The following is a 22,822-nucleotide window of genomic DNA, read 5'->3' as shown; positions in this document are numbered from 1 at the left end:
GACTAAATAATTGAGGTGAGAGATTAAATGCAGAACCTGGCAACCGCGCTCGTGCTCTCGCGCGGAAGTATCTGGAAGCCCCAGCCCTGGGACTGGTCACCGCCACTGGTGGCCGAATGGAACATGCCCTGGCCCGACGACGCCACCGCCCGGGCCGTCTTCTACGACACCGCCGGCGGTCTACTGCTTACCGTCGACGGCACGGTCACCGCCGAGATGATCAACTTCACGGCCGCCCCCGCGGTCATGGACCCGATCCCCGCGGGCGCCAACTTCGAGATCTTCCTGGACACCACGCAGGGCCCGGTGATGATCCGGCACGGCAAGGTGATCCGCAAGGAAGCCCAGTTCTTCGACGCTCCCGCGAGCACCATTGCCACGACACCACGCAAGTTCCAGGACTACTTTCCGACACTGGGACTGCGATCGGTGTGGGAACCGATATACGGCCGGGTCAAGGTCTGGGACAACTCCGCGCAGTCGCTACCCAACGGGGTCGGGCCCGACGTCGCGTTCTTCTCCCAGGGCAAGGCCGCGATGCGCTACTACGAGCCGTTCGGCTCGGACTCGGTGAAAATCCATGTCCGGCTGCTCAATCCCAATGCGGGCAAGACCTCGGTGGTGGTGTGCGCCGATAAATGGTTCACCAGCTACCTGGCTGTTCAGTTCGAGTCCGACCCGATCATCACGAGCAACAACAAGGTTCACCTCGCGGTCGGATCCTCACCCACCCAGATGACCTACCAGGGCGCCGCGGTGAGCCACACCGTGGCCAACGGCAACGACTACTGGATCGAGTACTCCAACCTCACCAAGACGCTCCTGGTGCGCAAGGGCACCGACACCACACCGCTGGTTGAGCCCTGGGTCGACACCGCAGATCTCGTGCCGCACGGCCCCGGCTATCGCTATGCGGGGTTCGTCTGGGACGGAGGAGATCTGGTCATCGTCAACGTCAGCGGACCGCAGATCACCGGATGGGAGGCGTTGGACAATGCCTGACCTGGAGCAGGCCCAGCAGTGCGAGCAGCTGGCCAAGGCGCTGTGGTTCCTGGCCCCGCCGGCGCGCGGCCCGGTCGCGGCAGGCCTCTACAGCCTCGGCGTGCGGATCCACCCAGAGCTGGCCACGAAAACCCTGGAAACCGAGGGTCCATCGAACTGGGGCAACCACGCACCTTCCCGACTCGTGAGCAAGGCAGCGACCACCACAGACCCCATCGCGCTGCTGCGCAGCATGGGCCAGGTGCAACCCAGCCTGGCCGAGTTGGCCGACAAGATGGAGGCCGCCAAGACCGAGAAGGACAAGCAGCTCCTGATCGCCGAGATCCGCGCCCAGTTCCCCGACATGATCAAGAGCACCGAGAGCCGCATCGCGCAGTCGCGGCCGCAGGACTTTGAGTGACCACTCCGGGCGGACCCGGATCGCTCAACCCCAACGCGCGATTCGGCATCACCGGCGATAGCGCGCACGGAGAGACCGTCGCCGACCTGTCCCAGCGTCTACAGGCGGAGATGGAGGACCGCCTCAAGGCCGATATCAAGGGCTCGCAGGGATGGAAAGGCGCCTCTGACGCAGCATTCGGCGGCCTGATGCTGCGGGGGACACCGGGCCAGCCGGTATCCATCAGCCTGGCGATCATCGCTTCTCTGGCCGCCCGTCTATTGGGCATTGATCCACAAAGCTGGCTGGTCAGTACCGACCCCCACGAGAACATCGAACGCATCCTCGCCGAGCTCAAAAAGGTACCGATATTCGATGACCTCATTGAGCTGATCACCGGCGTCGAGGACGGCGACGAATCGGACCTCGGCACCTGGGCACTGGGCATCCGCAATGCGCTGCAGGGTATCGATCTATCGAACCCAGGATCGATCCTCACCGCCATCGGCAAGGCTGCTGGACAGTTCTTTAAGGGCGTCATTCCCATCTCATGGTTAGCCGATGTGATACAGGACTTGATCGGTGGCGCTGGGGAGTTCCTGAACGCCGATAGCGTCACTGGCAACCCGAATTGGTCCTGGGATTCGGTGATGCCCGGATTCATCTCGGGTGGTTCGATCCGCGCCACAGCCAACGGCACTCAGCAGGTCATGCGCTCGGAACCATTCGAGGTGTTCCAAGGCCAGACGCTAAATCTTCGCGCGGCCGCGCAGTGGACGGGCGCAACCGCCACCGCCGGATCCAACCCCGTCAAGGTCGGATTCACCCCATTTGACGCGGCAGGCAATCCGCTGGCCGACGTCATCCGCGGCACGCTGCAACCCGCGGTTGATCATGGCTGGCAATGGGTTCCGGTAACCGAGAAGTGGCCCGTGCCCGCCGGCGTGGCGCACGTGTCCGAACTGCTCATCCTCGACAGCGGAGCGACTGCCGGAACGTTCCGATTCTCCAATGCATCGGCGTGGGCATCGAACCTTCTGGATCTTGGGCTGGTCAAGGATCTGCGCGAGATGGTCGATGCTATCGGCGGGGTCACCAATTCCGAGATCGCCAATATCGAGGCCCGCCTCCAGGCGATCACGTCCGACGGCAAGATCACTGCCTCGGAACTCGCTGGCCTGATCCAGCAGGCGCAGGTCTCTGGCCTTGCGATCATGCAGACGGTCATCAATCAGATTCTTGACATTCTCAACGGCAATATCGTGACCCCGATCAACTCGCTGGTGCAGGGCGTAAAGGACTGGTTTGGCCTCAACCAGAACAAGACTCAGGCGCTCAATAGCTCGGGGCAGATGGCGGGCTCGGCAATCACGGGCAGTATCTCGTCGGCCGTGAGTGGAGTGGGGGCAGCGCTCGACGCGATCGGCAATGGTCTCGGGCTCATCGGATCAGGGCTGAGCAACTTGCAGGTCCAGAATCAGGCGACACTCACCGCGCAGATAGCCGCCCAGGCGGCTGCCGCTGCGGCAGCGGCTAACGCGCAACTGGCCAAGTCCCAAGGCCAGCAGAACTCGGCCGGTGGTGGCCTGAACTACACCACCGTGTTCGGTGGCGCCGACGGGGCAGCGTTGCCTGCCGAGTTCACCGGCTCTGATCTGAAAGTGCGCGGCAACAACGGGTACGCCGGTATCGCCGCATCCAAGCCAGACGGCACTTACGTCGCTACCTGCAACAAGCAGTACACCACCGACGATCAGAGCCTGGCCGTCGTGCTGGGAGATCAGGGCGGTTCGCCCGATGTGCCCGAATACCATCTGTTTCATTCGGATTCGGGATACACCGCGGGTGCGTGCCTCAAGATTGACAACGGCAGCGCGACCATCGGCAGCTACACCCGCTCGGGTGCCAGCATCACGTTCACACCATTCCCGGACGGCACCTGGTCGGGCTCACTAGGCCAAGGGTCCCTGGTGGAGGTGCACAACGTGGGCACAACGTGGACGCTGACGATCAACAGCAACACGGTTCTGTCCGTCACCTCCTCGGCGGTGACGTTTGGCACCAGCACACGCTACGGCGGCGGGTTCGTCATGCGCAGGGTTACCAATGACCTCGGGATCTTCCGGGGCACTGTCACCTATGACAGCTTGCGCGTTGCTTCAATCACGTTGTCGGACTACATCGATCCCATATATCTGGGGTCCGGTGCGGTGATGGCGCGCACCAACACCGCGGCGGTGACGGTTGCGATCGGCACGACGGTGCTGCCGAACAGTTTCTACACCGTGGTTCAGGCGGCCACACCAGACATCGCATGCAGCCTGCCGAACGGCACCATGACGGTGTCTTTGAGCGGGTGGTATCTGGCGAAGGTCTCCACCAAGTCGAACATCGATACGAGCTCCACCAACAGCTCGGGAACGGCAAGTCCGGCGATATTCATCAACAGCACAACTGTGGTCTCGAAACTCGGCTTGCCGCAGCAGTACTCGCGATCGAACTCCAGTGACGGAAGCGTTGATTTGCGGGTGCCCGTGCTGGCGCTGTCGGATTCGTTCGTCATCTACCTCAATGCCGGTGACGTTGTACGCGGCGGTCAGGTCCTCGGCTCTAACGCGACAACCCGGCAGGTCACCGGCGATTCTGCGGGCACAGCGACCTACCTGTCCCTTTCCCTGCTCAATCGAAGCCAAATATAAAGGGGAGAAATGAATTTCGAGCAGGCCAAGTACGGGTTTATCAAGGCGAAGGGACTTGACGGCTCGAACGTGTGGTTCAAGCCGCTCACTCTGAGCATGCGCAACCTTGCGGAAGGCGGCGTCGAGATGACATTCGCCGGACCGTACACCGTCACCGTTCACGGCACCGCCGAGGAATACCTCGAGTTCCTCGAACCCTCCGCCGAGGAATAGATGCCCTGGTCTCCCAACCCGACCATCCCGCCGCGGCGGTCGGGCGGTAAGTGGTCACCAAATCCGGTCGTGCCGCCGCGCACGTCGGGCGGCAAATGGCATTGGGTTCCGCGAGTTTCGGCCAGTGACGTTGGCATGGGGCAGGAGATCGGCGAGCTAGCCGCAAATCTCTCGCCGTTGGATTTCGGGCAGGGAATAGACACTGCGGCGTTATTCGCGCACCTGCAGGCGTCCGACAGCGGTACCGGCGCCGACATTGCCGAACTACTCGTGCACCTGTCCAGTTTCGAGACTGGCCTCGGCACCGAGTCCGCATCGTGGCTGCTCAAGCTCTACGCCACCGGCAATGACGAAGCGGTGGCCAGCGAGGCTGCGGCGATCCTGGCGCACCTGGCGGCAACCGAAGACGGTGCCGGGACAGAAACCGCGGCGCCACTGGCGCACCTGGCCGGATCATCGGACTCCGGCGTTGGCATCGACGCGGCCACCGCGGCGTTCTCTGCGATATCTCCAGTCCGCACAGACATCACAGCGACCGGTGCGTATTCGTACAACATCCCGGGATGGTCGCGGTTCATTGACGTAGCCGTGTGGGGCGGTGGCGCATCCGGTCAGTCCGGCAACGGCGCATTCAACACAGCAGGCAAGGGCGGCAAGGCGGGTGCGCTCGCCACGGTCACCCTAGAGCGCGGTGTCGATATCCCGTGGTCGCTAAGCACCATCACCGGCTCTGTCGGAACCGGCGGTGCCCAGGCGCCCAACAGCGACAACGGCGGCCCCAACGCAGGCACCAACACCACCGCGAGCTACAACTCGACGCTGACCGGCACTGGCGGTAGCGGAACCGTCGCGTCAGCACAGAACGGCGAAACCGCTGCTAGCGCAACGATCGCGGGAACCAACTACACCGGCGGCACGGGCGGTACAGGCAACGCGGGAGCAGGCAACGCGCCAGGCGGCGCCGGGGCCGGTGGCAATGGCGGGATCTTCGGCAGCCGAACCCGCGGCGGACCTGGCGGCAACGGTCAGGCCAGCTTCCGAGCACGACAAACCTAAGGAGGATTCATGGCTGGAGAAACAGACGCCGAAAAGAAGGCGATCAACGACTACCGCGCGGGCCGCGGCCAGAAGATCACACTGCACAGCGCCGACCCCGGCACCAGTGGCGCGAACCTGATCGCAACAACCCCAGCGAGTTTCAACACGACATGGGGAGCGTCAGCGATGGGATCGGGTGGCGACACCGGTAAGGCCGTGGCGGCGGGGTCAGCTGGCGCACTGGTAGTTCCCGCATCGACCACAGCGACCCACGAAGGTCGCTGGAACGGATCAACCTTCCTCGGCGGGGCACCGCTGGACGCATCGATCACCACGAACGCCAACCCCGTAAGCGTCGATGTGACACCAAAACTCAAGTACGGCAACAACTAACCATGCGATCCCAACTGCTCAAATACTCCGCGTTCTATACCGCGGTCGCTGCTGCTGGGTTCCTAGCCGGATGGCATGCCTCGGCATGGCTGTCTTCATTCGCGGTCGAGATAGACCCCCGTATCGAACGGAAGTACACCAAATAATGGCAGCTACACGCACCAATGTTGAGTTCGCCAAACGAATCTTCACCGACCGCGTCGGCAACGACTATATGTACGGCGGGAACTGGAACCCGTTCAACCTCCGCATCGGCACAGACTGCTCAGGCCTGGTCATCGATGAGCTCGACGCTGTAGTCAACGGTACCGCGATGGCCTGGTCTCGGCATGGCATGTCCACCGAAAGCTGGCGGCCGATCGAAGTCGGCCAGCGCGGCACCATCTTCAACACCATCTGCGTGGCCTCACCCCGAGACTTTCCCGCCAACGCCGCGGTGAAGATCGCCATCCACCACGGCCCGGGCGGGGGAGCGAACAGCCACATGTGGTGCGAAGTCGACGGAATCCGTATGGAATCCAACGGCTCTGATGGCTGCGTCACCGGCAACCGCGCCCGCTCTGTGTACGACACCACCTACGCCAACGACTGGCACTACCTGCCCGGACCGATAGTGGACCGGGTGGGTTCCGATCCCGTGGCGTCCCTCTCCACAAAGGACCGCTACGCGCTAGCCACCATGAACGAGGGGAAGCGCCTCGGAATCACCCCGAAGGGCATCTGCATAGCGCTCGCTGTGGAATTGGTCGAGACCAACCTCACGATGTACGCCAACAGCAATGTTCCTGCAAGCCTTGCCTATCCGCACGAGAAGGTGGGCAGCGACCACGACTCAACCGGGACGTTTCAGCAGCGGCAGGCCTGGGGCCCGCTGTCTTACACCATGGATCCAACCCTGTCCGCGCGGCTGTTCTTCACCGGTGGACACGACGGGCAGCGCGGCCTGACCGACTTCGACTACAACTCCAATTCCCGCACACCAGGGGGATGGGCGCAGGCCGTGCAGGTGAGCCAATTCCCCGATCGCTACGACGGGCGATTCGCCGAAGCACAACAGATCTACTTCCGACTCAGCAATTTAGGAGATGACGACGACATGTTCACCGACGACGACCGCAACCTGCTCAACCAGATAGCCGGGATATTCCGGCCTTCACTGTCCCCGCTGCGACACCTCGGCGAGGGCAACGTCAACACCTGCGCCGGCTTCGCCCAGACCGCAGATGCGTTGGTGCACCCGCAATTCGTGGCCATGGCCGCCAAGCACGGCCACCGCGAAAGCATCGCCCTGCTCGCAGAAGTGGCAGGCGCTGACCCCGAGAAGTACCCCGATCGTGTCCAGGACGCCCAGCTCGCCAGGGCGATCCTCACTGACATCGAGTCCACCAATCCTGCTGCGCTGCAGCACTTCATCGCACAGAACGGAGCATAATCATGAAGTACACCACCAACACCGTCCTCAAGGCAGTCGGCGCGTTCGGTATCGCCTTCGCCGGCGCAGTGGCCACCGTCGCACAGGGCGGCGACCTATCCACTCTCGACCTCGGAGGCTGGATGACCGCGATCGGCTCGGGTGTTGTCGCGGCGGGCGCGCTGTTCAGCCATCCCATCAAGGCCAACGGCACCCCCGCAGTGGCGGATGTGACGACCAGCCTCGCGGACGCAATCATTCAGGCTGATGCTGTTGGCAACCATCTGAACTCGATGTACAACGATGCCCTGGGCAAGCTCAGCGATATCGGCAGTGCGGCTGCAGCAGCAGCCGACGAGGTGCGCAAGACAATCGGAGGCAGTCTCCCTGCGTCCATCCCGACCAGGCTCGATGTTCCAAGTATTCCGGCACAGGGCGGTTCGCTGATCGATGAAGTGATCCGGGCGGCCACTCAGTGATCATCGGCGTCGGTGCCAGCGGCGAGATCGTGCGCCGCTGGCAGCTGGTGATGCGCGACCGATTCAAGGCCTACGCGAAAGCTGCCGACGGCGGCCTTCTGCGGCCCGACGGCTACTACGGCTTCGATGATCAGGCGGTGCAGCGCGAGTATCAGCGCCGCACTGGTCAGCCGCAGACCGGCGTCGTGTCAGAGGATGACCTGATCAAGCTCGGCGCCATGTCGGTGCTATTCACCGTGCAGGGCACCGGCGTCGACATGTGGACCGGATACCCAGCCGACACGGCGCGCGCCTGCCTGGACCTGTGCCGCTGGCAGCCGATCGGGAACTACCCGGCCGATCCGTTCCCGATGTGGAAGTCGATCCTCAAGGGCATCATCGAATTGCGCCTCCAGCTGCGCGATTACGCCAACCGATACCCGGGCTATCGCATCTGGCTCGACGGATATAGCCAGGGCGCCATCGTCATCGCATGGGTGTTCAAGCACGACATCCTTGACCTGAACGGCATCCTGCACGATCTACTTCCCCAGGTGAAAAAGGCTGTCACACACGGTAATCCGATGCGTGAACTCGGCAAGGCCAACGGCAACCTGCGCGCCGGCTGGCCGATCCCAGATGGGCGGGGCATCCTCTATGACCGGCTCGAAGGAACGCCCGACTGGTGGCTGGACTTCGCGCACGGCGCCAATAGCGAGTGGGGTCGAGACCTTTACACCGACGTGGAGCGGGGTGCGCGTGGCGACAACGAGAGCGCCATTTGCGACATCGTGATGCAGCAGACGCCGCTTAGCGGCCCACTCTCGCTGGTGAAACGTGTTGCGGCACTGATTGAGAACCCCATCGAGGGTCTACCGGCGGTAGTTGAGTCGATCTATGACGCCGGCATGTTCTTTGGCAGCGGAACGGGTCCGCACGTCGACTACGACATCGGGCCTGCCATCGACTACCTGCGGGCCGCCTGAACGGAGAGGCCCCTCCGCAAGAGAGCAAGCGGAGGGGCCGGGCGCTGCCTACACCGGACATGGGTCGGGTTCAGCTGCGTGTCTCGACTGTACGACTTACCCCTGACATCACCAACTGTGTATCCACAGGAAGGCATAGCCATGAAGACCCGATACGTCAACGTCCGCGCGACGCCAATCCGGACCGTGTAGGTGGGCCCGATGTCGGTACTGCTGAATAGTCCCGATGACTACCTATGGGCGATCCTGCTCGGTGGCGTCTTCATCCTGGTGTTCACGGGCAGACTCGTCCCGAAGCCGCAGGTTGACCGATTGCTTGCCGTCAAAGATCAGCAGATCGCGCTACTTACCGAGGCCCACAAGGACGACAAGGTGACCATCGCCAAGCTCGCCGAATCGAGCCGGCTGGGTGTGGCGGTCGTAGAGGCCCTGGGTCAGGGGACGTCGTGAAGTGGCCGCGGCGTCGCCAGCGCGCGGAACATCCCGGAATCGAACAGGCGCGCGTCATCCGCCATGAGGCCCGTGCCGACAGGGCTCACGCCGAAGCATTGGCGGCTCGCGCCGACGAACTACTGGAACGCAACCACTTCGCCGAGGCGATCGAGCGAAGTATGCGACGGAGGTATGCGACGTGATCGTCCGAACTGTGGTCCCAGCGGCCATGCTCGCGCTGGCACCGTTGATTTGGGTTCCCACCGAGACTGCAGGCGACATCCTGCTACTTGTGGCCACCGGCGCATCGTGGGCGTTCACCTTGCTCTACCTCGCCCGTTCGCCATGGTGGGCACGGCACGTCGGCCGCATGCTGGTCGCGTTCACACTTGCGCTATCCCTGGTGTTGACCCAGAACTCGGTGGGCACGTGGTGGGGCGATGGATACCCATATCGCGGCGAGATCCGGGACGTGCTCTATGCCGCGCTCGCAGTGACTCTCGTTCGGCTGACGTTGGCGCTGGTGCGGCTGCAGAACCGATAGAGCTCCGTGCCCGCACTGCCTCGGGCACGGGCCCGCCGCAGGGTTACGCGGCACAGTCCCACGGCACTGGTCCACCGTGGTCGACGGCGCCCCCGGTTCCCTCAGCGTTTGGGGGAGCCGGGGCGTTTACTGTGTTCAGCAGAAGACCAGCCGCCGAAGGGGAGATGATGACCGACGAGATAGCCGCGGCCTATCAGGCATCCTCGGACTGGCAGACAGTCCATGAGGCTCGCGGGGTGTTTATCAACGCCGACTTTGCCCCTGAAGATGAGGCGCAGTTCTGGGTTGAAGAACTCCTCAATGGGATGGTTGAGGCGATGACTGACGCGGGAGTCGTTGTCGAGTTCGGCAACGTCCGCACCGTCGAAGGCAAGGTACTCGCCACGCTGGACGGGCGAGACTTCATGGTCCGCGATGTTGAAGCGGAAGGCGGCAAGGCTCCTGACAGTCTGGAGCGTGTTCTCGAGCGCTTCGCCAGGATCGCGGCCGAACGTGGATGCGCTCAGCGCTGGTACTACTTCTACGACGGAGACCCCGTTGGGATGGCGTACTTCGTCACACCGGACGAACTGAAAACCTCAGCGGGCCTTGATGTGCGCGAACTAGGAACCGCCGAGCAGTGGTACGAAGCACAACCTGACTGAGGAAACGGGAAACGTAGTGGGGTGTCTACCGGACGGATTGCATCCACGAAGTAGGGCCGCCGCCGTCATCGTTGGGGTCGTCGGGTTGGTTGCGCTGGTGCAGGAAGGTGTGCCACTCGTGCTGGATTTGGCGGTTGCAGTCGGCCTCGATCTGCTCGCGCACATCAGCGGGAACGCTCTGGCCGCGGTAATCAGACAGGGCGCCAACCTGATAGTCCTCGGCGGCAAGCCAATCCGCGATCTTCTCGGCGACCATTGCCTGGTAGCGCTCCCGGAAACGCACCTGATCGGGGTCCTCGACCGGCTCAGCCTCGGCATCAGGCAGGGTCACACCCGGTGGCAATTTCCCGTTGCGCAGCACGTACACGATGTCATCGGGAAGACCCGAAAGATCTGCCAACGCAGTTACCTCTTCGCAGCAGGCAAACGACAACCCGTATAGCCGGATACAACGAGATTGCCCGCGTAGCGCACTTTGATGAAGGTTCCACCAGGCCCATAGAGCCCAACATCATGCTTGCTCGGACTATCCTGGAACACTTGGACATCCGCTATGCCGAGCTTGGCGGCAGCCTCCTTGGCTGCCTGCAGAATCAACGCCCAGTTTCCTTCTGAGACAGACACGCCCGACGCGACGGCGTCTGGCAAGTACACGGACTGGCCATCGCTTTGGTCGTAAGGTTTGAGGTTGGCGCAGCCCGCCTTTTCCTCTTTGTCGAATTCTCGCCAGGTGATTTTGGGAATGAGTGTTTCGACGGAAGCCTTAATTGACTCGATGGTGTTGTGCAGCTGTATTTTTGTGTCTTCCAGGGAGGGAAGGGTTTTGAGTTCTTGGAGGGCTTTGGCGGATTCGTCGGGCGGGGTGGGTTCGTAGGGGGTGTTCACGTGGCATCCTGTCATTGTCAGAAAAATGATCGCGGCGATGCATCCAATTGCTTTGCGGTTCAGTATGTTTCGGGTCATGTGGTGATCTACTTCTCCAGGATCGGGGTTTGACCAGATACGACGGCGGCGATGTTGTAGCCGGGGGTGTAGGGCTGTCCGTTGCCAGCGGTGCGCGGGTAGTCGCTGTGCCCGGATGCTGCGTCCAGGCTACGCCCATCGGGAGTGGTAACTGCCCCGGTTTCCAGATGGGTGAAGTTAGGGTTGGTCGCCGGGTTTGGCCCGAAGTCCCCGAGGCCGAATACGTCTCGTGCCCAGAAGTTTGCGAACGGGACGGCGTTGAGAGCTGCTGGTCCGTCATAGACCCATTGGATGGGGTCGTTAGGGGTTTCCATTGTGAATACGTGGCCGGGTTGCACGCCGAGTTCTGCTGGTGTGGTGGCTTCGATGCCCGGTGAGCCGTAGAAGATGGCGTTGGTGATGCCGTGAGCGCCGGGCTCTTGCAGAGCGAGCCCGGTGGTCAGGGAGCCGTAAGAGTGTCCGATAGCGGTGACATCGGCGGGCGGACCTTGGTGGGTGTTGCCCAGCCCGTCGTAGAAGCGTGCCAGGCTGCGCGCCCCGTCGCGGGCTTGGTCGTCATGCATGACATCCCAGACACCGGAAGCGTTTTGGCCGACCCCTTGGGTGTCGTTGATCTGCGGCGGGTCATACCCAATCCACGCAATCGCCGCCACCGACTCACCCTCATGTCCAGGGGTGCTTCGCAATTGGCCCAAACTCTCCTTCCGGAGCGCTGCTGCTTCGTCGGCCATGCCGGTGATGCTGGTGGCGGTGGTATTGATACCAGGGGTGGTGACCGCGATGTGATCGGCGGTATCGGGGTCACCGATCGCCACGGCGGTTCGGACTTGCCGCCCGGTTTGAGTGTCCAGCACCATCAGCTTGCGATCGGGGCTATCGCGCACAGACTTGTCGATCGCCTGCAACTCGGGTAAATACTTGGCTCGCCCGCTCGCGTCGTCAAACTGGCGCTTCCATGCCTCATAGTCCTGGCGGTCCTTAAAGATGGCGCCCGGGTGGTTGGGTTCGGGGATGTTCCTTCCCTGCGCCCAGTCCGGGTGCGCGGCAGTCAGAGCATCGACCTGCTTGCCAGCGGTGCTGGCGCGGCCGAGTTCGTCCACGAGTTTGAGACGATTGAAACGGTCCCGGTCAGCAGTAGGCATGTTGTCGTTGTTCCCGATGTACTGATCACGCTGGAAGACAGTCTGCTTTTCTGCCTCCGTCAGCGAATTCCACCACTGGGTAAAGGCTTTCGGGTCCTTCGGCGGGGTCAGCCGCGCCTCTTGCACAGCCGCCGGTGACGGAACCAGTGCAGCCAGCTCGGTTTTGGCGTCGGCGATGGCTTTGCTGGTGTCCTCGTCGGCGGTGCCGAGCTCATCGGCGAGCTTCTGCAAACTCGCGGTGCCGTTGGCGGCCTCGTTCGCCCGTTCAGCGGCCAGCGCATCGAGCTGGTCAAGTAGGGCTTGATTGCCCCCTGCGAGGGTTTTGGCCAGCTCGTACGGGAACTTGTCGGTCACCGTCCAGTCCTCGGACACAGCGAAAGTGTCGGCCTCAAACCCCTGCCCGTCGGCTTTGAGTTTGTCGATCATCGGACCCATCGTATTTTTGCCGTTGTCATAGGCCTGGGCCAGCTTGTTGTAGCCGTCCTCCACGGCCTTGCGATCCTGGACGTACTCACGGTCCCCGCGGTCAATACACGCGCTCGCGGTCTCGCCCTTCCAGTCCAGCTCATGGATCGCGCCGCGGACCTTGTCGGCCTGTTCCATCACCTTGGTGCCCACACCGCGGGTCTGGGTGGCCATATCGCCCAACGGGGACACGTTGAGCTTGTAGACAACGCTCTTTTTCGGACGCCCCACCCCATCAACCCTTCACGATCATCAGTTCCACGGTCATCAGTTTCGTGGACGATCAGGCCGGAACGGCCGAGTTCAGATCACCCATCGACGTAAACGACTTACCCACCACCGTCGTCAACGACTGCGCCCGCGTCGTCGGATCCAGGCCCCCGTCCAGAAACACGAACGCCATGGCCGCGCCATCAATGATGTCGGCCATCTTCTCGTAACGGCCCCCGATCACCCCCAACGAATCGGTAACCGCCTGCTGCACGCCCGCCAACGCCGTCGCTGTCGCCAACCCCGACAAACCCGCTGTGGCCGACGAAGTGTCCGGCGAAGAAATACCCGCCACCACCGACTTCGCGTCCGCGATCTTGGCCGCCCCCGCACGCACATTCTCAGGCGACACCGCCAACACCGGAGCCACGACCCACCCCTTCTCCACCCCACCCGGGGCGCGAACAGAATCGGGTTACACAGTTCACCCGATGTTGACAATGAATGTAGTAGGCGATGCGGTTGCCGTCCAGTGAACGGCCCGATAGCCGCTAAACATGACAGAGGCTCTGACCTGCCAGCCTCTCGGCTGGGCAACAACCAAGGTCAGTAGTTGGTCACCATATGGCATTGCCAGCGCTCGTAGCCGGGTGACGACAGATCACGTCAGACCAGTCAGGACCACAGCAACGGTGTTCAACGGGAATGTGTGGCCACAGTAGGCTCGAACGAGTTCAGGGCAAGATCGCGATAGGCTACAGTTTCGGCTACAGTCGAGGTGTTCTAAAAGGTTGAAAACTTGCTCTGACCTGGGAAGCCCCCATAGCCCAATTGGCAGAGGCAGCGGACTTAAAATCCGCCAAGTGTCGGTTCGAGTCCGACTGGGGGCACCGAGTTAGGGCATGTAGGTGGGTCATCGGGGTGATCAGGCGACCTCGTCGGGCCGGATTTTACCGACGTGCGAAATAGTGCAAGTCCTGCTAGTTAACAGGAGTTACCAGGCCATCATCTCAACGAGTTCGATGTCGGTGTCGAACGGGACATGCATCCGGGACTCAGTCGCAGGCGCGCCGTCGGGCAGCTGAGACTTCCGGTACCACACGGTAACTCCTGGGGCCTTCCCCTCGTGGAAGTGCTTGACCTTCAGAATCTTCATCCCGTAGTTGTAACCGTTCTCGCGGGCACCGATCCATTGGCCAACATGAGTGTCGTTCAGATCGCGGGCTTTGATGTGGACGAGCCTTACGGCGGCTTGCGTCTCGGGGCCGTCGGAGAGGACTTCCACGATATGCACGTCGGTCTCCGGGCTATCGCCCGCCTGATCAGCAGCTGACATAGAACATCCAGTCGTATTCGTGTCCGGCGCAGGACCAACCCGCAAGGACGTTTCCTCGTTATCTCCATTATTGGTGTTCAAGCCTCGGTACGGGATCAAGACGGGCCCGCGAGTTAGGTAACGGTCGTTTCGCCCTATCGCGCTACGTATAGGGATCTTCGCCCTGAAATACCCCGGTCTGCCCGGACTTCCTGCTAGGAGGGTTGTTGTCGACCCGTACCCGCCCGGACGTATACCCGGACGCCCCAAAAGGCTCTGCCTTGGCTGCGCGCCACATTCCCGCGGGTTGAACGCCCAGAACTTTGGTACCAGAAGGCGAAAACGCCACTACCGATTGGAGATTGAGCCATGACTAGGAGTCCGATGTGCTATCGCGCAACTTGAGGTACTCGCGTCCTGTCTCGGTGATCTCAAACATCGTCTTCAGATCGGTTGTCTGCGACTCTGTCAAAGCCGCGGCGTCTAGATTTTTCTTTGGGTGCACGAAGCCGAGCTGCTTAAACCGTTCGATGGCGGAGAACATTCTGGCGGTTTCATCGCTGGCAGGTCCGAGTTCGAGTGGATCTGGCGACGCGAATATCCGGAGATACTTGGTTTCGTCGCGTGTCAAAAAGTTCGCAACCAGAAACTGCAGCGCCTTGATCTCGTCATCTTGCTGCTCTTGCTTCGCTGTCAACTCCCGGAACTTGATTGAGGCACCAGGGAACCCAATGCTCTCGAAGATCGGCCCTAACCATGGCAGGAACACAAGGAACAGAAACGCGAAGGTCCATCCGTCGACTCGTCTCCCAGGGGCAATCAGATGCGCCAGTAAAAAGGCAGCCCCGACGACTGACAGCAGGACGGACACGATGATCCGCTGCTTGGCTGATGACTTTTTTGTCACAGGCAGAAGCGTAATTGAACGAAAGGCTTGAATACGATGAATGAACCGATGGCAGCCGGAACCCTCCGACCACACCATAGGACAGCAGGACGTAAGCACTGACTTAAGACCGGTGGGGGTCAGTGCGTTGCGCGAACCTCCCGCACAGGCGAACCGTGTAAGTGACCGGCGATGCTCGGCGGGAATGTGTGCCGGGCTCACGGTGGCGCAGCTCCAAAAGTAAAAGCAAAGGCGCAGTGCCGGTTACAGCAAGCAGCCGACGCCCTGGTGCAGAAGCTCTTGGGGATCGCGCTCGATGGAGACGCACCCGACCATGTCACACTCGCGGCTATCCGTGATGCGCATGGTCGCGCGGGGCCGAGCGCCAAAACCGCCGTGGGAGTTGAGCTCACCGTTGCTCTTTGGTAGACGATGATGGAAGACGCAGCCGGTGTCGCTAGGACCAGCCGCGCGGAGTCATGCGGGCGTCGTGGCCTCACCGTCCTGGACTCTGAAGAAGAGGCCGAAGTCGTAGACGGCCCTGCGCCACAGTCCGACGCGGCGTCTGGCGAGTGAACCCCGGCTTCTGCTCGCGACCGTCCCGCATTCGCTACTTAGACCGTAGGCGAGCCTGGAAACGAGCTGATGACGACGAAAGAGGCAATGGCTTTCGGCGGGCGGACCTTCACGCTGGCCCTTGATGTGTACGGCGACTACTTCCCAGAAGAGGATGGCGGAGCACTCAACATCCTGCCCGAACCACCAGCCCCGGCCATGCAAGTCGAGCCACCGAACAATGTGATCAATCTGTTCGGTTGAACGGATCGCCGCTGGTATTGTGCGGCAGCGCTGGTAAGCGGAACGCCGAGCGCATGCGCAAAAGGTGGGGCTGAGTGAGTCACGATGACAATGTTCGGCGGTTGGGCGGTAAGTTCAAGCCTGACAATCGATATCCGAACTTCGGACCTATCTTGCAATCAATTGAGATCCGAGGGTTCCGGGGGTAGCAGACCTCTCCTTGGCGTTTGATTCGCCCATCACGGCGTTTTCCGGGATGAACGGCACAGGGAAGAGCACCATCGCCCAGCTGCTTACTTGTGGCTATCGAAAGGCTGTCACAGCTGCACTTCCCCGCTACTACGTCAAAGACTTTTTCCCTGTCTCCGCTGCCGATCCAGAACCGTTCACTTCGGATGCACAAGTTGTCTACGCCTACTGCGTTGAGAAGGGTGCTGAGCCTCAGCGGGTCACGGTGAGCCGTAAATTGAGGGAATGGTCAGGGTACAAACGTCAACCTGAACGTTCTTGTTATTACATAGGATTCACGCAATTTATCCCGAAGGTAGAACGTCGTGATCTGTCCATCTATGGAGGGCATGCGCTGGAAATTGGTAACTCTCGCCCGCTATCCGCCGATGCCGCAGAGAACGTTGCGGCTATTCTCGCACTGCCGTATGACGGACTTGACTTCACCGAAGTGAGGCATAGCTCTCGCAGTGCTGAGTTGGCGATGGCAACCCGGAATGGCAGGCGCTACTCGGAGAACCATATGGGGTTCGGCGAGGGTCGCGTCGTCTACATGGTTAACACTATGGAGTCAGCTCCAGCGCAAAGTCTGTTCGTGCTCGAAGAGCCCGAAACCTCGCTTCACGGTGATGCCCAACGAAGGCTTGCCCGTTACCTGGTGGAGGTGTCGAGTCGACGAGGGCATCAGATCGTTATAACGACACATAGCTCCGCGATACTGTCCGAGCTGGGGCGCGACTCTGTCGTCTACTTGCAGCGGCAACCTGACGGAACGATAAAGGCCGCCATGGGCCTTAGCACGTATCAGATCGACTCGTACTTGCACAGTGCTGCGGACAAGAATAAGGCCGTGATCTGTGTCGAAGATGATTTCGCGCGCCATCTGACCATCGAGATTATGCGTCACTGCAATAGTTACCTTCTGTCTGGATCATCGGTTTTGCCCATTGGTTCGGCGCAAGACATTCCCTCTGCGGTCGACGTCCTGAGATCAGCAGGCTTGCGGGCTGTGGGTGTTCGTGACGGCGATATGCCTTCAGCCGGAACATACGTCAATAATTTGCCCGGAAGCGAACCGCCTGAGAAGGTCGTATTCAACGATCAGGCTGTTCGTGAACACTTCGCGCTAGAGCCCTACTCGGTCTCATTGCCGGAGTTGCTGAGTGGCGTGTCGGATCATCATGACTATCTGAAAGCCGTCGCCACGCGGTTGATGCTGGACGAAACATACGTGGCAATCGAAGCGTGCCGCGTCTATGCGTCAAATCGCGGACAAGGAGAGTTTTCATCGGTGTTGGGGTTTCTGCAGGAGCACCTAGAGGACCGGCGTTAGACGCTCGCCAGCACCCAGGTACCTAACCGGGTTTTATCGGCGCTTTACCGGCGATTGAGAGTGTACGGGGCCGCGCCGAAGGTGTATCGGTATCGTGCCAGCAATGACCTAATGTGTTCTCTTACAGTGTTTTTGCTACTTTTGGCGAACCTGCTGCACCTGTTCGTGCTAGGCGGCCCGTGCGGACTTAAATCCGCTAAGTGTCGATTCGAGTCCGACTGGGGGCACAGAGTACGAATTGGCAACGGCCCTGGGGGCAAAACGGTGTACAGCCAGCCTGCCGCGGTCATACATTGAGCCGTGGAGCCAAAACGGCTCACGAGCCGACCCATGAGGCTGATGCCAGCAGCGAAGGCGCCGTCGTTGCGGGTCATGGTCGTCGGCGCCGGTGTCGGCGGAATCTCCATCGCTCGGGGGTTGTTGCGCGACGGCCATGACGTCACCGTCTACGAGCAGCGCCCGGATATACACGCCGGTGGCGGTGCGGTGACCATCTGGTCGAATGGCGCCACGGTCCTCAGACAGCTGGGCGTTGATATGGACCGGGCCGGCCAGCAGCTGTCCACCGTGCGGGTCATGACGTCGACGGGGCGCCCGCTGGCCACTTTGGACGTAGCCACGATCGCCGACCGGCTGGGCGAGCCGGTGCGGATGGTCCCGCGTCATGTCCTGCTTGACCGGCTGCTGAAAGACTTTCCGGCGGAACGTATTCGATGTAATGCCCGGGCCGTCGGAGCGGTGGGCAACGGCGACGGGGCTCGGGTCGAGTTCGCGGATGGCAGCGTGGCCGAGGGAGACCTGGTGATCGGAGCCGACGGCAGGCATTCGATGGTTCGCGATGTCGTCGGCGCGGAGCGCGGGGAGCCGACCGGCTGGTGCAGCTGGCAGGGACTGGTAACCCTGCCGAACGGCGTCGATGAGCATGTCGCCTTCGTCGTCATCGGTGAGCGCGCAAGCCTCGGCCTGTGGCCGGCCGGAGGCTCCGAGGTGCAGTGGTGGTTCGACTTGCCCTGGTCGCCCGGCTTTGTCAGGCCGGCACGCCCGATCGACATGATCCGGTCCACGTTCGCTGGGTGGTCCGAGCCCGTCGATCGAGTGCTTGCGACGCTCACCGACGACGATCTGGCCCATTCGCCCTATCCCCATTTCCGGCATCCCATTCCCCGGCCAGGCCAGGGCGCGCTGACCCTGCTCGGCGATGCGGCCCACACCATGCCGCCCACCCTCGCGCAAGGGGCCAACCAGGCACTGCTCGACACGATGGTGCTGTGCAAGGCGATTTCGGAATTCCAGTGCGGCGCCAGCACTGACCTGCCCGATGCGCTGCGCTGGTATGAGAAGACCCGCCGTCGCCGTGCTGCGGCCGTGTCCCGGGTTGCCTCGCTGCAGGTTTCGCACGGTGAGGCCGTGTTGAGGACGGCGGCGATGGTCTCGGACCGTTTCATGACGTGGGCACTGGCGACGTTCTTACAGTCGGTGAGTCATCGTCGGATGGCCGCTGACATCAACCGGGGGTATGCCGCCGAGACAGGCTGCCGGCCGTGATGGCCATGCCGGCCGGCGCCGTCCGTGTGCGAGGCGCGATCGACGCGCCCTCGCGCTGGCTCTTTATCGTCAAATGGTGCGTGCTGGCGGTCCCGCACTACCCGATATTGATCGTGCTTTACGTGATGTATCCGGTACTGACCGTCGTCGCCGGTATCGCAATCTTGTTCACCGGGCGCTATCCGCGGATCATCTTCGACGTCAACGTCGGGGTGCTGCGCTGGTCCTGGCGGGTTATGAACTACCGGTTTCCGATGAACAGCACAGATAAGTACCCGCCTTTCACGCTCGCCGCGCGGCCCGACTATCCCGGCGAGCTCGACGTCGACTATCCGGAACAACTCAGCCATGGGGCGGTGCTGGTGAAGCTGTTGCTGGCGCTGCCGCAGATCATCATCTGCTGGGCCATGGAGCCACTGTTGCAGGTTCTGGCCGTGGTTTCCGCGGTGCGGTTGTTGGCCAGAGGCACGGTGTCACAAGGCATGTTCGACCTCCTCATGGGAATCGTGCGGTGGCGATACCGGGTGGCCGTGTACGTGTCGTTGATGTGCGACGAATATCCGCCATTTCGAATGGACTTGGGCGGCGGTGACCCGTGAAGCACCGTAATCCGTTGTTCCCCTACGTATATCGGCTCGGCATGCCGATATTCGATCGACTGTTCTATCGCCGATACCGGCGTGAGGCGATGAGTCTTGCGACCGGCAGACTGCTGATCGTGGGCATTGGCCCGGGAACCGACCTCATGTTTCTTCCGCCCGCGGTGGCATCGGTCGCGGCGGTCGAGCCGGAGGCGGCGATGCGCCGGATGGCTGGCGCCCTTGCGCGCCGCCGCGGCGTTGACGTCGACATCCTGGATGGGGTCGGGGAGTCGATACCGTTCCCGGACAACAGTTTCGACTCTGTGCATGTCGGGCTGGTGTTGTGCTCGGTGGACGATGTGGCGGCAACCCTCGGCGAGATCCGGCGGGTGCTCGTCCCGGGAGGCAGGTTGGTGGTCCTCGAGCATGTCCGCGGGGACGGCGTGATGGGGCGGTTCCAGGATCTGATCGCCACGCCATGGTCGTGGCTTGCCTCCGGGTGCGAACCGAACCGCCGGACCGTCGAAGCGATTGCCGCCGCCGGATTCGATACCACGGGACTGCGCAGCGTTCGGCGAACCCTGGTGCCGCCGCCGTGTACACCCCATCTGCAAGGCGTCGCCACCGTAGTCGAATAGTGCTATTTGACATCGCTATTCGACGCTGATGGCCTCGATGATGTTGAGCCGTGCCGCGCGCCGGGCAGGCGGCACCGAGCCCAGCAGGCTGATCGCCAGCGCGCCTGCGGTGAAGACCACCGCCATCGGGCTCGGCTCGAAGGTGACGTTGAAGTTCATGACGGTGCCGCTGACGAGGCTGAACAGCCACTGATCGACCAAACCGATCAGCAGCCCCGAGACACCGCCCACGACGCCGATGGCCGCGGCCTCGGCGAGAATCATGCCCAAGGTGTACCGGCGGCTGGATCCCATCGCCCGCAGCACGCCGATTTCCCGGCGACGTTCGAGTACCGAGAGCGTCAACGTGTTCAACAGCGCGACCGCGGCGACGAACACCACGATGATCCACACGGCGTTGGCGATCAGCATGCTCTGGTGCAGTGGGGCTTCCAAACCGGCCAACGCGGCGCGGCCGTCGTACACGTAGTTTGGTGCGGGCACCACACCGCGAACGTCGGCCAGCAGCCGCCCCGGATCTGTGCCGTCGACGGCGGTGACTTGCAGTGTCGTCGTGCCCAGGCGGTCGAACCATGCCCGCATGTGGTCCAGGCTCATCCCGACGGTGCCGATGACCGTCGAGAAGTAGGGCACCAGGGCCAGCACGGGCGTGCGCTGTGGGCCGTGGGGTGTTTGCAACTGCAGTTCGTCGCCCACCCGGACGCCGAGAGTCTTGCCCAGGTTCTGCGAGAGCACCACGCCCCGGCCGGCGAGTACTTCGTGACGTACTTGCGCGTCGAGCGCACGAAAAAGCGGATCGTAGGTGTCAGGGGAGAATCCATCGAGCATCACGCGGGTGCCGCCGACGACGGCGAATCCCGAGGCGCCTTCGACGACCTTCGCGACACCAGGCACCGCCGCCACCTTCTCGGTAACACCTTGCGGCAGAACATCGGTGGGGTAGCGGTCTGGTGAGTTTGCGCTCACCCAGACATCGACATTGGCGACCGGCGCGAAGATGTCGCGCGCGGATCGGATCATGTCGTTGTTCGTCCCGGTGATCACCACCGTGGTGACCACGGCGATGAGCACGGTCATCACGGTGGCCCACACCCGCCGCGGCGCGCGCCGGACCGTCGGCGCCGCCAACGCCCCGGGCGAACCGAACATTCGGGCCACCGTGGCTGTCGCGCTGACGATGGGTCCGGCGAGCGCGAAGCCCAGTGCGATCTCGGCGACGAACAGAGCGGCGATCGCGACGAAGGCGAGCGACCCTGGTTGGTAGAGCACCGTCAGGACCGCCGCTGCCAACACCGCCACGGCCGCGACCCCGCTGACGATACGCAGCCAACGCGGCACGTTGTCGGCCACGGAAACCCCGACGGGGGCCAGCGCCTCGATCGGTGACACTTTGTATACCTGCCGCGCAGCCATCGCCGACGCGGCAACGCTGGTGAGTACCGTCGCGGCGACGGCAGCCGGGATCGCGTAGTCGGGCAGCCAGTACTCGATGCGGGCTTCGAGCCCTTGGGTTACCGTCGGCGGCAAACGGCCAATCGCCTTTTGGCCCAGCAGTATTCCGAGGGCCGAACCGAGGGCGCCGCCGATCAGCCCGAGGATCGCGGCCTCGGCGAGCATGTCGCGAACGATCGTCACGCGGCGGCCGCCGATTGCGCGCAGCATCGAGATGACCGGGCGGCGTTGGGCAATCGCCATGGTCATCGTCGTGTAGATCAGGAACGCCCCGACCACCAACGCGACTGCCGCACCCATCAGGGCCATGTAGTTCATGAGCTTGACACCGTCGCCTGCCCGCACCGCCCGCAGGCTTGGATCGGCGACGATCGCCCGGCCGTTCACGGCGGCCGTGACCTTATCCCGGACTGCGGCGAGATCCGCACCCGGCGCCGTGGTGACCAGAATCGAATCGAGCTGACCTCGCCGTCCGGTGACTTCCTGTGCCAACGGCAGTGGGGCAAGGACGTAGTGCCCGCCGTTGAGGTCCGCGAGTTGCTTGCCCTGGAGCACCTCGGCGACGGTGACCGAACCTGAGCCGAGCCGGAATGTATCGCCTTGCGCATGGCCGACGGACGGCCCGATCTGGACACCGCCGGCTGTCCGTGAGGGCGCGTCAACCTTTACTCCGACAGCATCTTTCAAGGCGCCTTCCAACGCGGCGCTGCGGTCGTCGGCGCCGAACAGCAGAACCGGTTCCGAATCTGTGGGTGCGGACATCCGGATCATCGGTGCGGCAGTCGCCACGCCGGGAATCTCGGTGACATCGGCCAATACCGCTTCGGGGAATCCCGCGTCGGTGATACCCGACACCTCGAGTGCGGCGACGCCGGCGACACCGTCCGCCAACCGGTTGACCGATCCGGTGATCGACCCGAAGATGCCGAATATCGCCACGAGATACATTGCCGAAACTGCCATTACGGCGATCGAGGCGATGGTGCGTCGACGGTGTACGGTCAGTTCGCGCAGACTGAACACACGTAGCCTGCTCGCTGCGGCGGCGATGGTAGCTCCGGGGCCGT

At 62.5% G+C, this 22,822-nt stretch carries 26 protein-coding genes and 1 tRNA gene; 20 read left to right on the top strand and 7 right to left on the bottom strand.

All coding sequences use genetic code 11. The features are described 5' to 3' along the window. Positions 1–27 precede the first annotated feature (27 nt). From AC5Y5C_RS19795 to AC5Y5C_RS19730, 14 genes are all read left to right on the top strand, one after another. Positions 28–1,002 carry an LtfC-like domain-containing protein gene (locus AC5Y5C_RS19795; RefSeq protein WP_499975560.1) on the top strand — a complete coding sequence of 325 codons (975 nt, stop codon included), beginning with the start codon at positions 28–30 and terminating at the stop codon, positions 1,000–1,002. Beyond that, positions 995–1,402, top strand: a complete 408-nt coding sequence (locus AC5Y5C_RS19790; RefSeq protein ID WP_499975558.1) for a hypothetical protein — start codon at positions 995–997, stop codon at positions 1,400–1,402. Before AC5Y5C_RS19795 ends, AC5Y5C_RS19790 begins: the two co-directional genes overlap by 8 nt. Continuing rightward, a complete protein-coding gene (locus AC5Y5C_RS19785; RefSeq protein ID WP_499975556.1) occupies positions 1,399–4,080 on the top strand; it encodes a hypothetical protein in 2,682 nt (893 codons plus the stop codon). Before AC5Y5C_RS19790 ends, AC5Y5C_RS19785 begins: the two co-directional genes overlap by 4 nt. Before the next feature lie 9 nt (positions 4,081–4,089). After that, the gene (locus AC5Y5C_RS19780; protein ID WP_499975554.1) at positions 4,090–4,293 is read left to right on the top strand and encodes a hypothetical protein; all 204 of its coding nucleotides are present in this window, start codon (positions 4,090–4,092) and stop codon (positions 4,291–4,293) included. Beyond that, complete coding sequence (locus AC5Y5C_RS19775) at positions 4,294–5,349, top strand: glycine-rich domain-containing protein (RefSeq protein ID WP_499975551.1); 1,056 nt, start codon at positions 4,294–4,296, stop codon at positions 5,347–5,349. Positions 5,350–5,358: 9 nt separating this feature from the next. Then, positions 5,359–5,724: a hypothetical protein gene (locus AC5Y5C_RS19770; protein WP_499975550.1), complete on the top strand. Its 366-nt coding sequence runs from the start codon at positions 5,359–5,361 to the stop codon at positions 5,722–5,724. 2 nt (positions 5,725–5,726) lie between these two features. Further along, positions 5,727–5,870, top strand: coding sequence for a hypothetical protein (locus AC5Y5C_RS19765; protein ID WP_499975548.1), 144 nt, complete (start codon positions 5,727–5,729; stop codon positions 5,868–5,870). After that, positions 5,870–7,156, top strand: a complete 1,287-nt coding sequence (locus AC5Y5C_RS19760) for a chitinase (protein ID WP_499975547.1) — start codon at positions 5,870–5,872, stop codon at positions 7,154–7,156. Before AC5Y5C_RS19765 ends, AC5Y5C_RS19760 begins: the two co-directional genes overlap by 1 nt. A 2-nt stretch (positions 7,157–7,158) precedes the next feature. Further along, positions 7,159–7,614, top strand: coding sequence for a hypothetical protein (locus AC5Y5C_RS19755; RefSeq protein ID WP_499975546.1), 456 nt, complete (start codon positions 7,159–7,161; stop codon positions 7,612–7,614). Continuing rightward, positions 7,611–8,579, top strand: a complete 969-nt coding sequence (locus AC5Y5C_RS19750; RefSeq protein ID WP_499975543.1) for an alpha/beta hydrolase family protein — start codon at positions 7,611–7,613, stop codon at positions 8,577–8,579. Before AC5Y5C_RS19755 ends, AC5Y5C_RS19750 begins: the two co-directional genes overlap by 4 nt. A 201-nt stretch (positions 8,580–8,780) precedes the next feature. Continuing rightward, a complete protein-coding gene (locus AC5Y5C_RS19745; protein WP_499975541.1) occupies positions 8,781–9,029 on the top strand; it encodes a hypothetical protein in 249 nt (82 codons plus the stop codon). Then, positions 9,026–9,214, top strand: coding sequence for a DUF7620 family protein (locus AC5Y5C_RS19740; RefSeq protein WP_074367056.1), 189 nt, complete (start codon positions 9,026–9,028; stop codon positions 9,212–9,214). The genes AC5Y5C_RS19745 and AC5Y5C_RS19740 overlap by 4 nt, the downstream gene beginning before the upstream one ends. Next, complete coding sequence (locus tag AC5Y5C_RS19735) at positions 9,211–9,555, top strand: putative phage holin (RefSeq protein WP_499975538.1); 345 nt, start codon at positions 9,211–9,213, stop codon at positions 9,553–9,555. The genes AC5Y5C_RS19740 and AC5Y5C_RS19735 overlap by 4 nt, the downstream gene beginning before the upstream one ends. A 167-nt stretch (positions 9,556–9,722) precedes the next feature. Further along, on the top strand, positions 9,723–10,199 hold the full coding sequence (locus AC5Y5C_RS19730; protein ID WP_499975536.1) for a hypothetical protein: 477 nt from the start codon (positions 9,723–9,725) through the stop codon (positions 10,197–10,199). Between the two features lie 25 nt (positions 10,200–10,224). Here AC5Y5C_RS19730 and AC5Y5C_RS19725 read toward each other — a convergent pair whose 3' ends face one another. From AC5Y5C_RS19725 to AC5Y5C_RS19710, 4 genes are read right to left on the bottom strand one after another with little or no spacing between them, the layout of a single operon-like run. Next, entirely contained in the window at positions 10,225–10,599 is a 375-nt protein-coding gene (locus tag AC5Y5C_RS19725; protein ID WP_499975533.1) for a hypothetical protein, read from the bottom strand. A 5-nt stretch (positions 10,600–10,604) separates the two neighbouring features. Next, entirely contained in the window at positions 10,605–11,162 is a 558-nt protein-coding gene (locus tag AC5Y5C_RS19720; RefSeq protein ID WP_499975531.1) for an LppA family lipoprotein, read from the bottom strand. 8 nt (positions 11,163–11,170) lie between these two features. Next, entirely contained in the window at positions 11,171–13,000 is a 1,830-nt protein-coding gene (locus tag AC5Y5C_RS19715; protein ID WP_499975530.1) for an alpha/beta hydrolase, read from the bottom strand. A gap of 52 nt (positions 13,001–13,052) precedes the next feature. Then, positions 13,053–13,409, bottom strand: coding sequence for a hypothetical protein (locus AC5Y5C_RS19710; protein ID WP_499975527.1), 357 nt, complete (start codon positions 13,407–13,409; stop codon positions 13,053–13,055). Between the two features lie 386 nt (positions 13,410–13,795). On the opposite strand from AC5Y5C_RS19710, the gene AC5Y5C_RS19705 reads away from it, so the two are divergent. Further along, positions 13,796–13,869 (top strand) — tRNA-Leu (locus tag AC5Y5C_RS19705). A gap of 104 nt (positions 13,870–13,973) precedes the next feature. On the opposite strand, the gene AC5Y5C_RS19700 is transcribed toward AC5Y5C_RS19705, so the two are convergent. Next, entirely contained in the window at positions 13,974–14,315 is a 342-nt protein-coding gene (locus AC5Y5C_RS19700; protein ID WP_499975525.1) for a hypothetical protein, read from the bottom strand. Positions 14,316–14,667: 352 nt separating this feature from the next. Then, the gene (locus AC5Y5C_RS19695; RefSeq protein WP_499975524.1) at positions 14,668–15,201 is read right to left on the bottom strand and encodes a hypothetical protein; all 534 of its coding nucleotides are present in this window, start codon (positions 15,199–15,201) and stop codon (positions 14,668–14,670) included. Positions 15,202–15,825: 624 nt separating this feature from the next. Here AC5Y5C_RS19695 and AC5Y5C_RS19690 point away from each other — a divergent pair. From AC5Y5C_RS19690 to AC5Y5C_RS19670, 5 genes are all read left to right on the top strand, one after another. Beyond that, positions 15,826–15,999 (top strand): hypothetical protein, encoded by a 174-nt coding sequence (locus AC5Y5C_RS19690; protein ID WP_499975522.1) that lies wholly within the window; start codon positions 15,826–15,828, stop codon positions 15,997–15,999. Positions 16,000–16,198: 199 nt separating this feature from the next. Continuing rightward, positions 16,199–17,539 (top strand): ATP-dependent nuclease, encoded by a 1,341-nt coding sequence (locus AC5Y5C_RS19685; RefSeq protein ID WP_499975520.1) that lies wholly within the window; start codon positions 16,199–16,201, stop codon positions 17,537–17,539. A 339-nt stretch (positions 17,540–17,878) separates the two neighbouring features. After that, complete coding sequence (locus tag AC5Y5C_RS19680) at positions 17,879–19,084, top strand: FAD-dependent oxidoreductase (RefSeq protein ID WP_499975517.1); 1,206 nt, start codon at positions 17,879–17,881, stop codon at positions 19,082–19,084. A 26-nt stretch (positions 19,085–19,110) separates the two neighbouring features. Next, positions 19,111–19,683, top strand: a complete 573-nt coding sequence (locus AC5Y5C_RS19675) for a DUF4389 domain-containing protein (RefSeq protein WP_499976096.1) — start codon at positions 19,111–19,113, stop codon at positions 19,681–19,683. Continuing rightward, complete coding sequence (locus AC5Y5C_RS19670) at positions 19,680–20,303, top strand: class I SAM-dependent methyltransferase (RefSeq protein WP_499975515.1); 624 nt, start codon at positions 19,680–19,682, stop codon at positions 20,301–20,303. Before AC5Y5C_RS19675 ends, AC5Y5C_RS19670 begins: the two co-directional genes overlap by 4 nt. A gap of 15 nt (positions 20,304–20,318) precedes the next feature. Here the strand turns inward: AC5Y5C_RS19670 and AC5Y5C_RS19665 are convergent, their stop codons facing one another. Further along, a complete protein-coding gene (locus tag AC5Y5C_RS19665; protein ID WP_499975513.1) occupies positions 20,319–22,778 on the bottom strand; it encodes an FtsX-like permease family protein in 2,460 nt (819 codons plus the stop codon). Between the last annotated feature and the right edge of the window lie 44 nt (positions 22,779–22,822).

This window comes from Mycobacterium sp. NGS15 (assembly GCF_059813245.1).
This window is presented reverse-complemented; position numbering and strand designations above follow the sequence as displayed.

Excerpts from the sequence above, each read along its gene's own strand:
- AC5Y5C_RS19795 (WP_499975560.1), top strand. The coding sequence starts at position 28 with ATGCAGAACCTGGCAACCGCGCTCGTGCTCTCGCGCGGAAGTATCTGG.
- AC5Y5C_RS19790 (WP_499975558.1), top strand. The coding sequence starts at position 995 with ATGCCTGACCTGGAGCAGGCCCAGCAGTGCGAGCAGCTGGCCAAGGCG.
- AC5Y5C_RS19780 (WP_499975554.1), top strand. The coding sequence starts at position 4,090 with ATGAATTTCGAGCAGGCCAAGTACGGGTTTATCAAGGCGAAGGGACTT.
- AC5Y5C_RS19775 (WP_499975551.1), top strand. The coding sequence starts at position 4,294 with ATGCCCTGGTCTCCCAACCCGACCATCCCGCCGCGGCGGTCGGGCGGT.
- AC5Y5C_RS19770 (WP_499975550.1), top strand. The coding sequence starts at position 5,359 with ATGGCTGGAGAAACAGACGCCGAAAAGAAGGCGATCAACGACTACCGC.
- AC5Y5C_RS19765 (WP_499975548.1), top strand. The coding sequence starts at position 5,727 with ATGCGATCCCAACTGCTCAAATACTCCGCGTTCTATACCGCGGTCGCT.
- AC5Y5C_RS19760 (WP_499975547.1), top strand. The coding sequence starts at position 5,870 with ATGGCAGCTACACGCACCAATGTTGAGTTCGCCAAACGAATCTTCACC.
- AC5Y5C_RS19755 (WP_499975546.1), top strand. The coding sequence starts at position 7,159 with ATGAAGTACACCACCAACACCGTCCTCAAGGCAGTCGGCGCGTTCGGT.
- AC5Y5C_RS19745 (WP_499975541.1), top strand. The coding sequence starts at position 8,781 with ATGTCGGTACTGCTGAATAGTCCCGATGACTACCTATGGGCGATCCTG.
- AC5Y5C_RS19730 (WP_499975536.1), top strand. The coding sequence starts at position 9,723 with ATGACCGACGAGATAGCCGCGGCCTATCAGGCATCCTCGGACTGGCAG.
- AC5Y5C_RS19720 (WP_499975531.1), bottom strand. The coding sequence starts at position 11,162 with ATGACCCGAAACATACTGAACCGCAAAGCAATTGGATGCATCGCCGCG.
- AC5Y5C_RS19700 (WP_499975525.1), bottom strand. The coding sequence starts at position 14,315 with ATGTCAGCTGCTGATCAGGCGGGCGATAGCCCGGAGACCGACGTGCAT.
- AC5Y5C_RS19690 (WP_499975522.1), top strand. The coding sequence starts at position 15,826 with ATGACGACGAAAGAGGCAATGGCTTTCGGCGGGCGGACCTTCACGCTG.
- AC5Y5C_RS19680 (WP_499975517.1), top strand. The coding sequence starts at position 17,879 with ATGCCAGCAGCGAAGGCGCCGTCGTTGCGGGTCATGGTCGTCGGCGCC.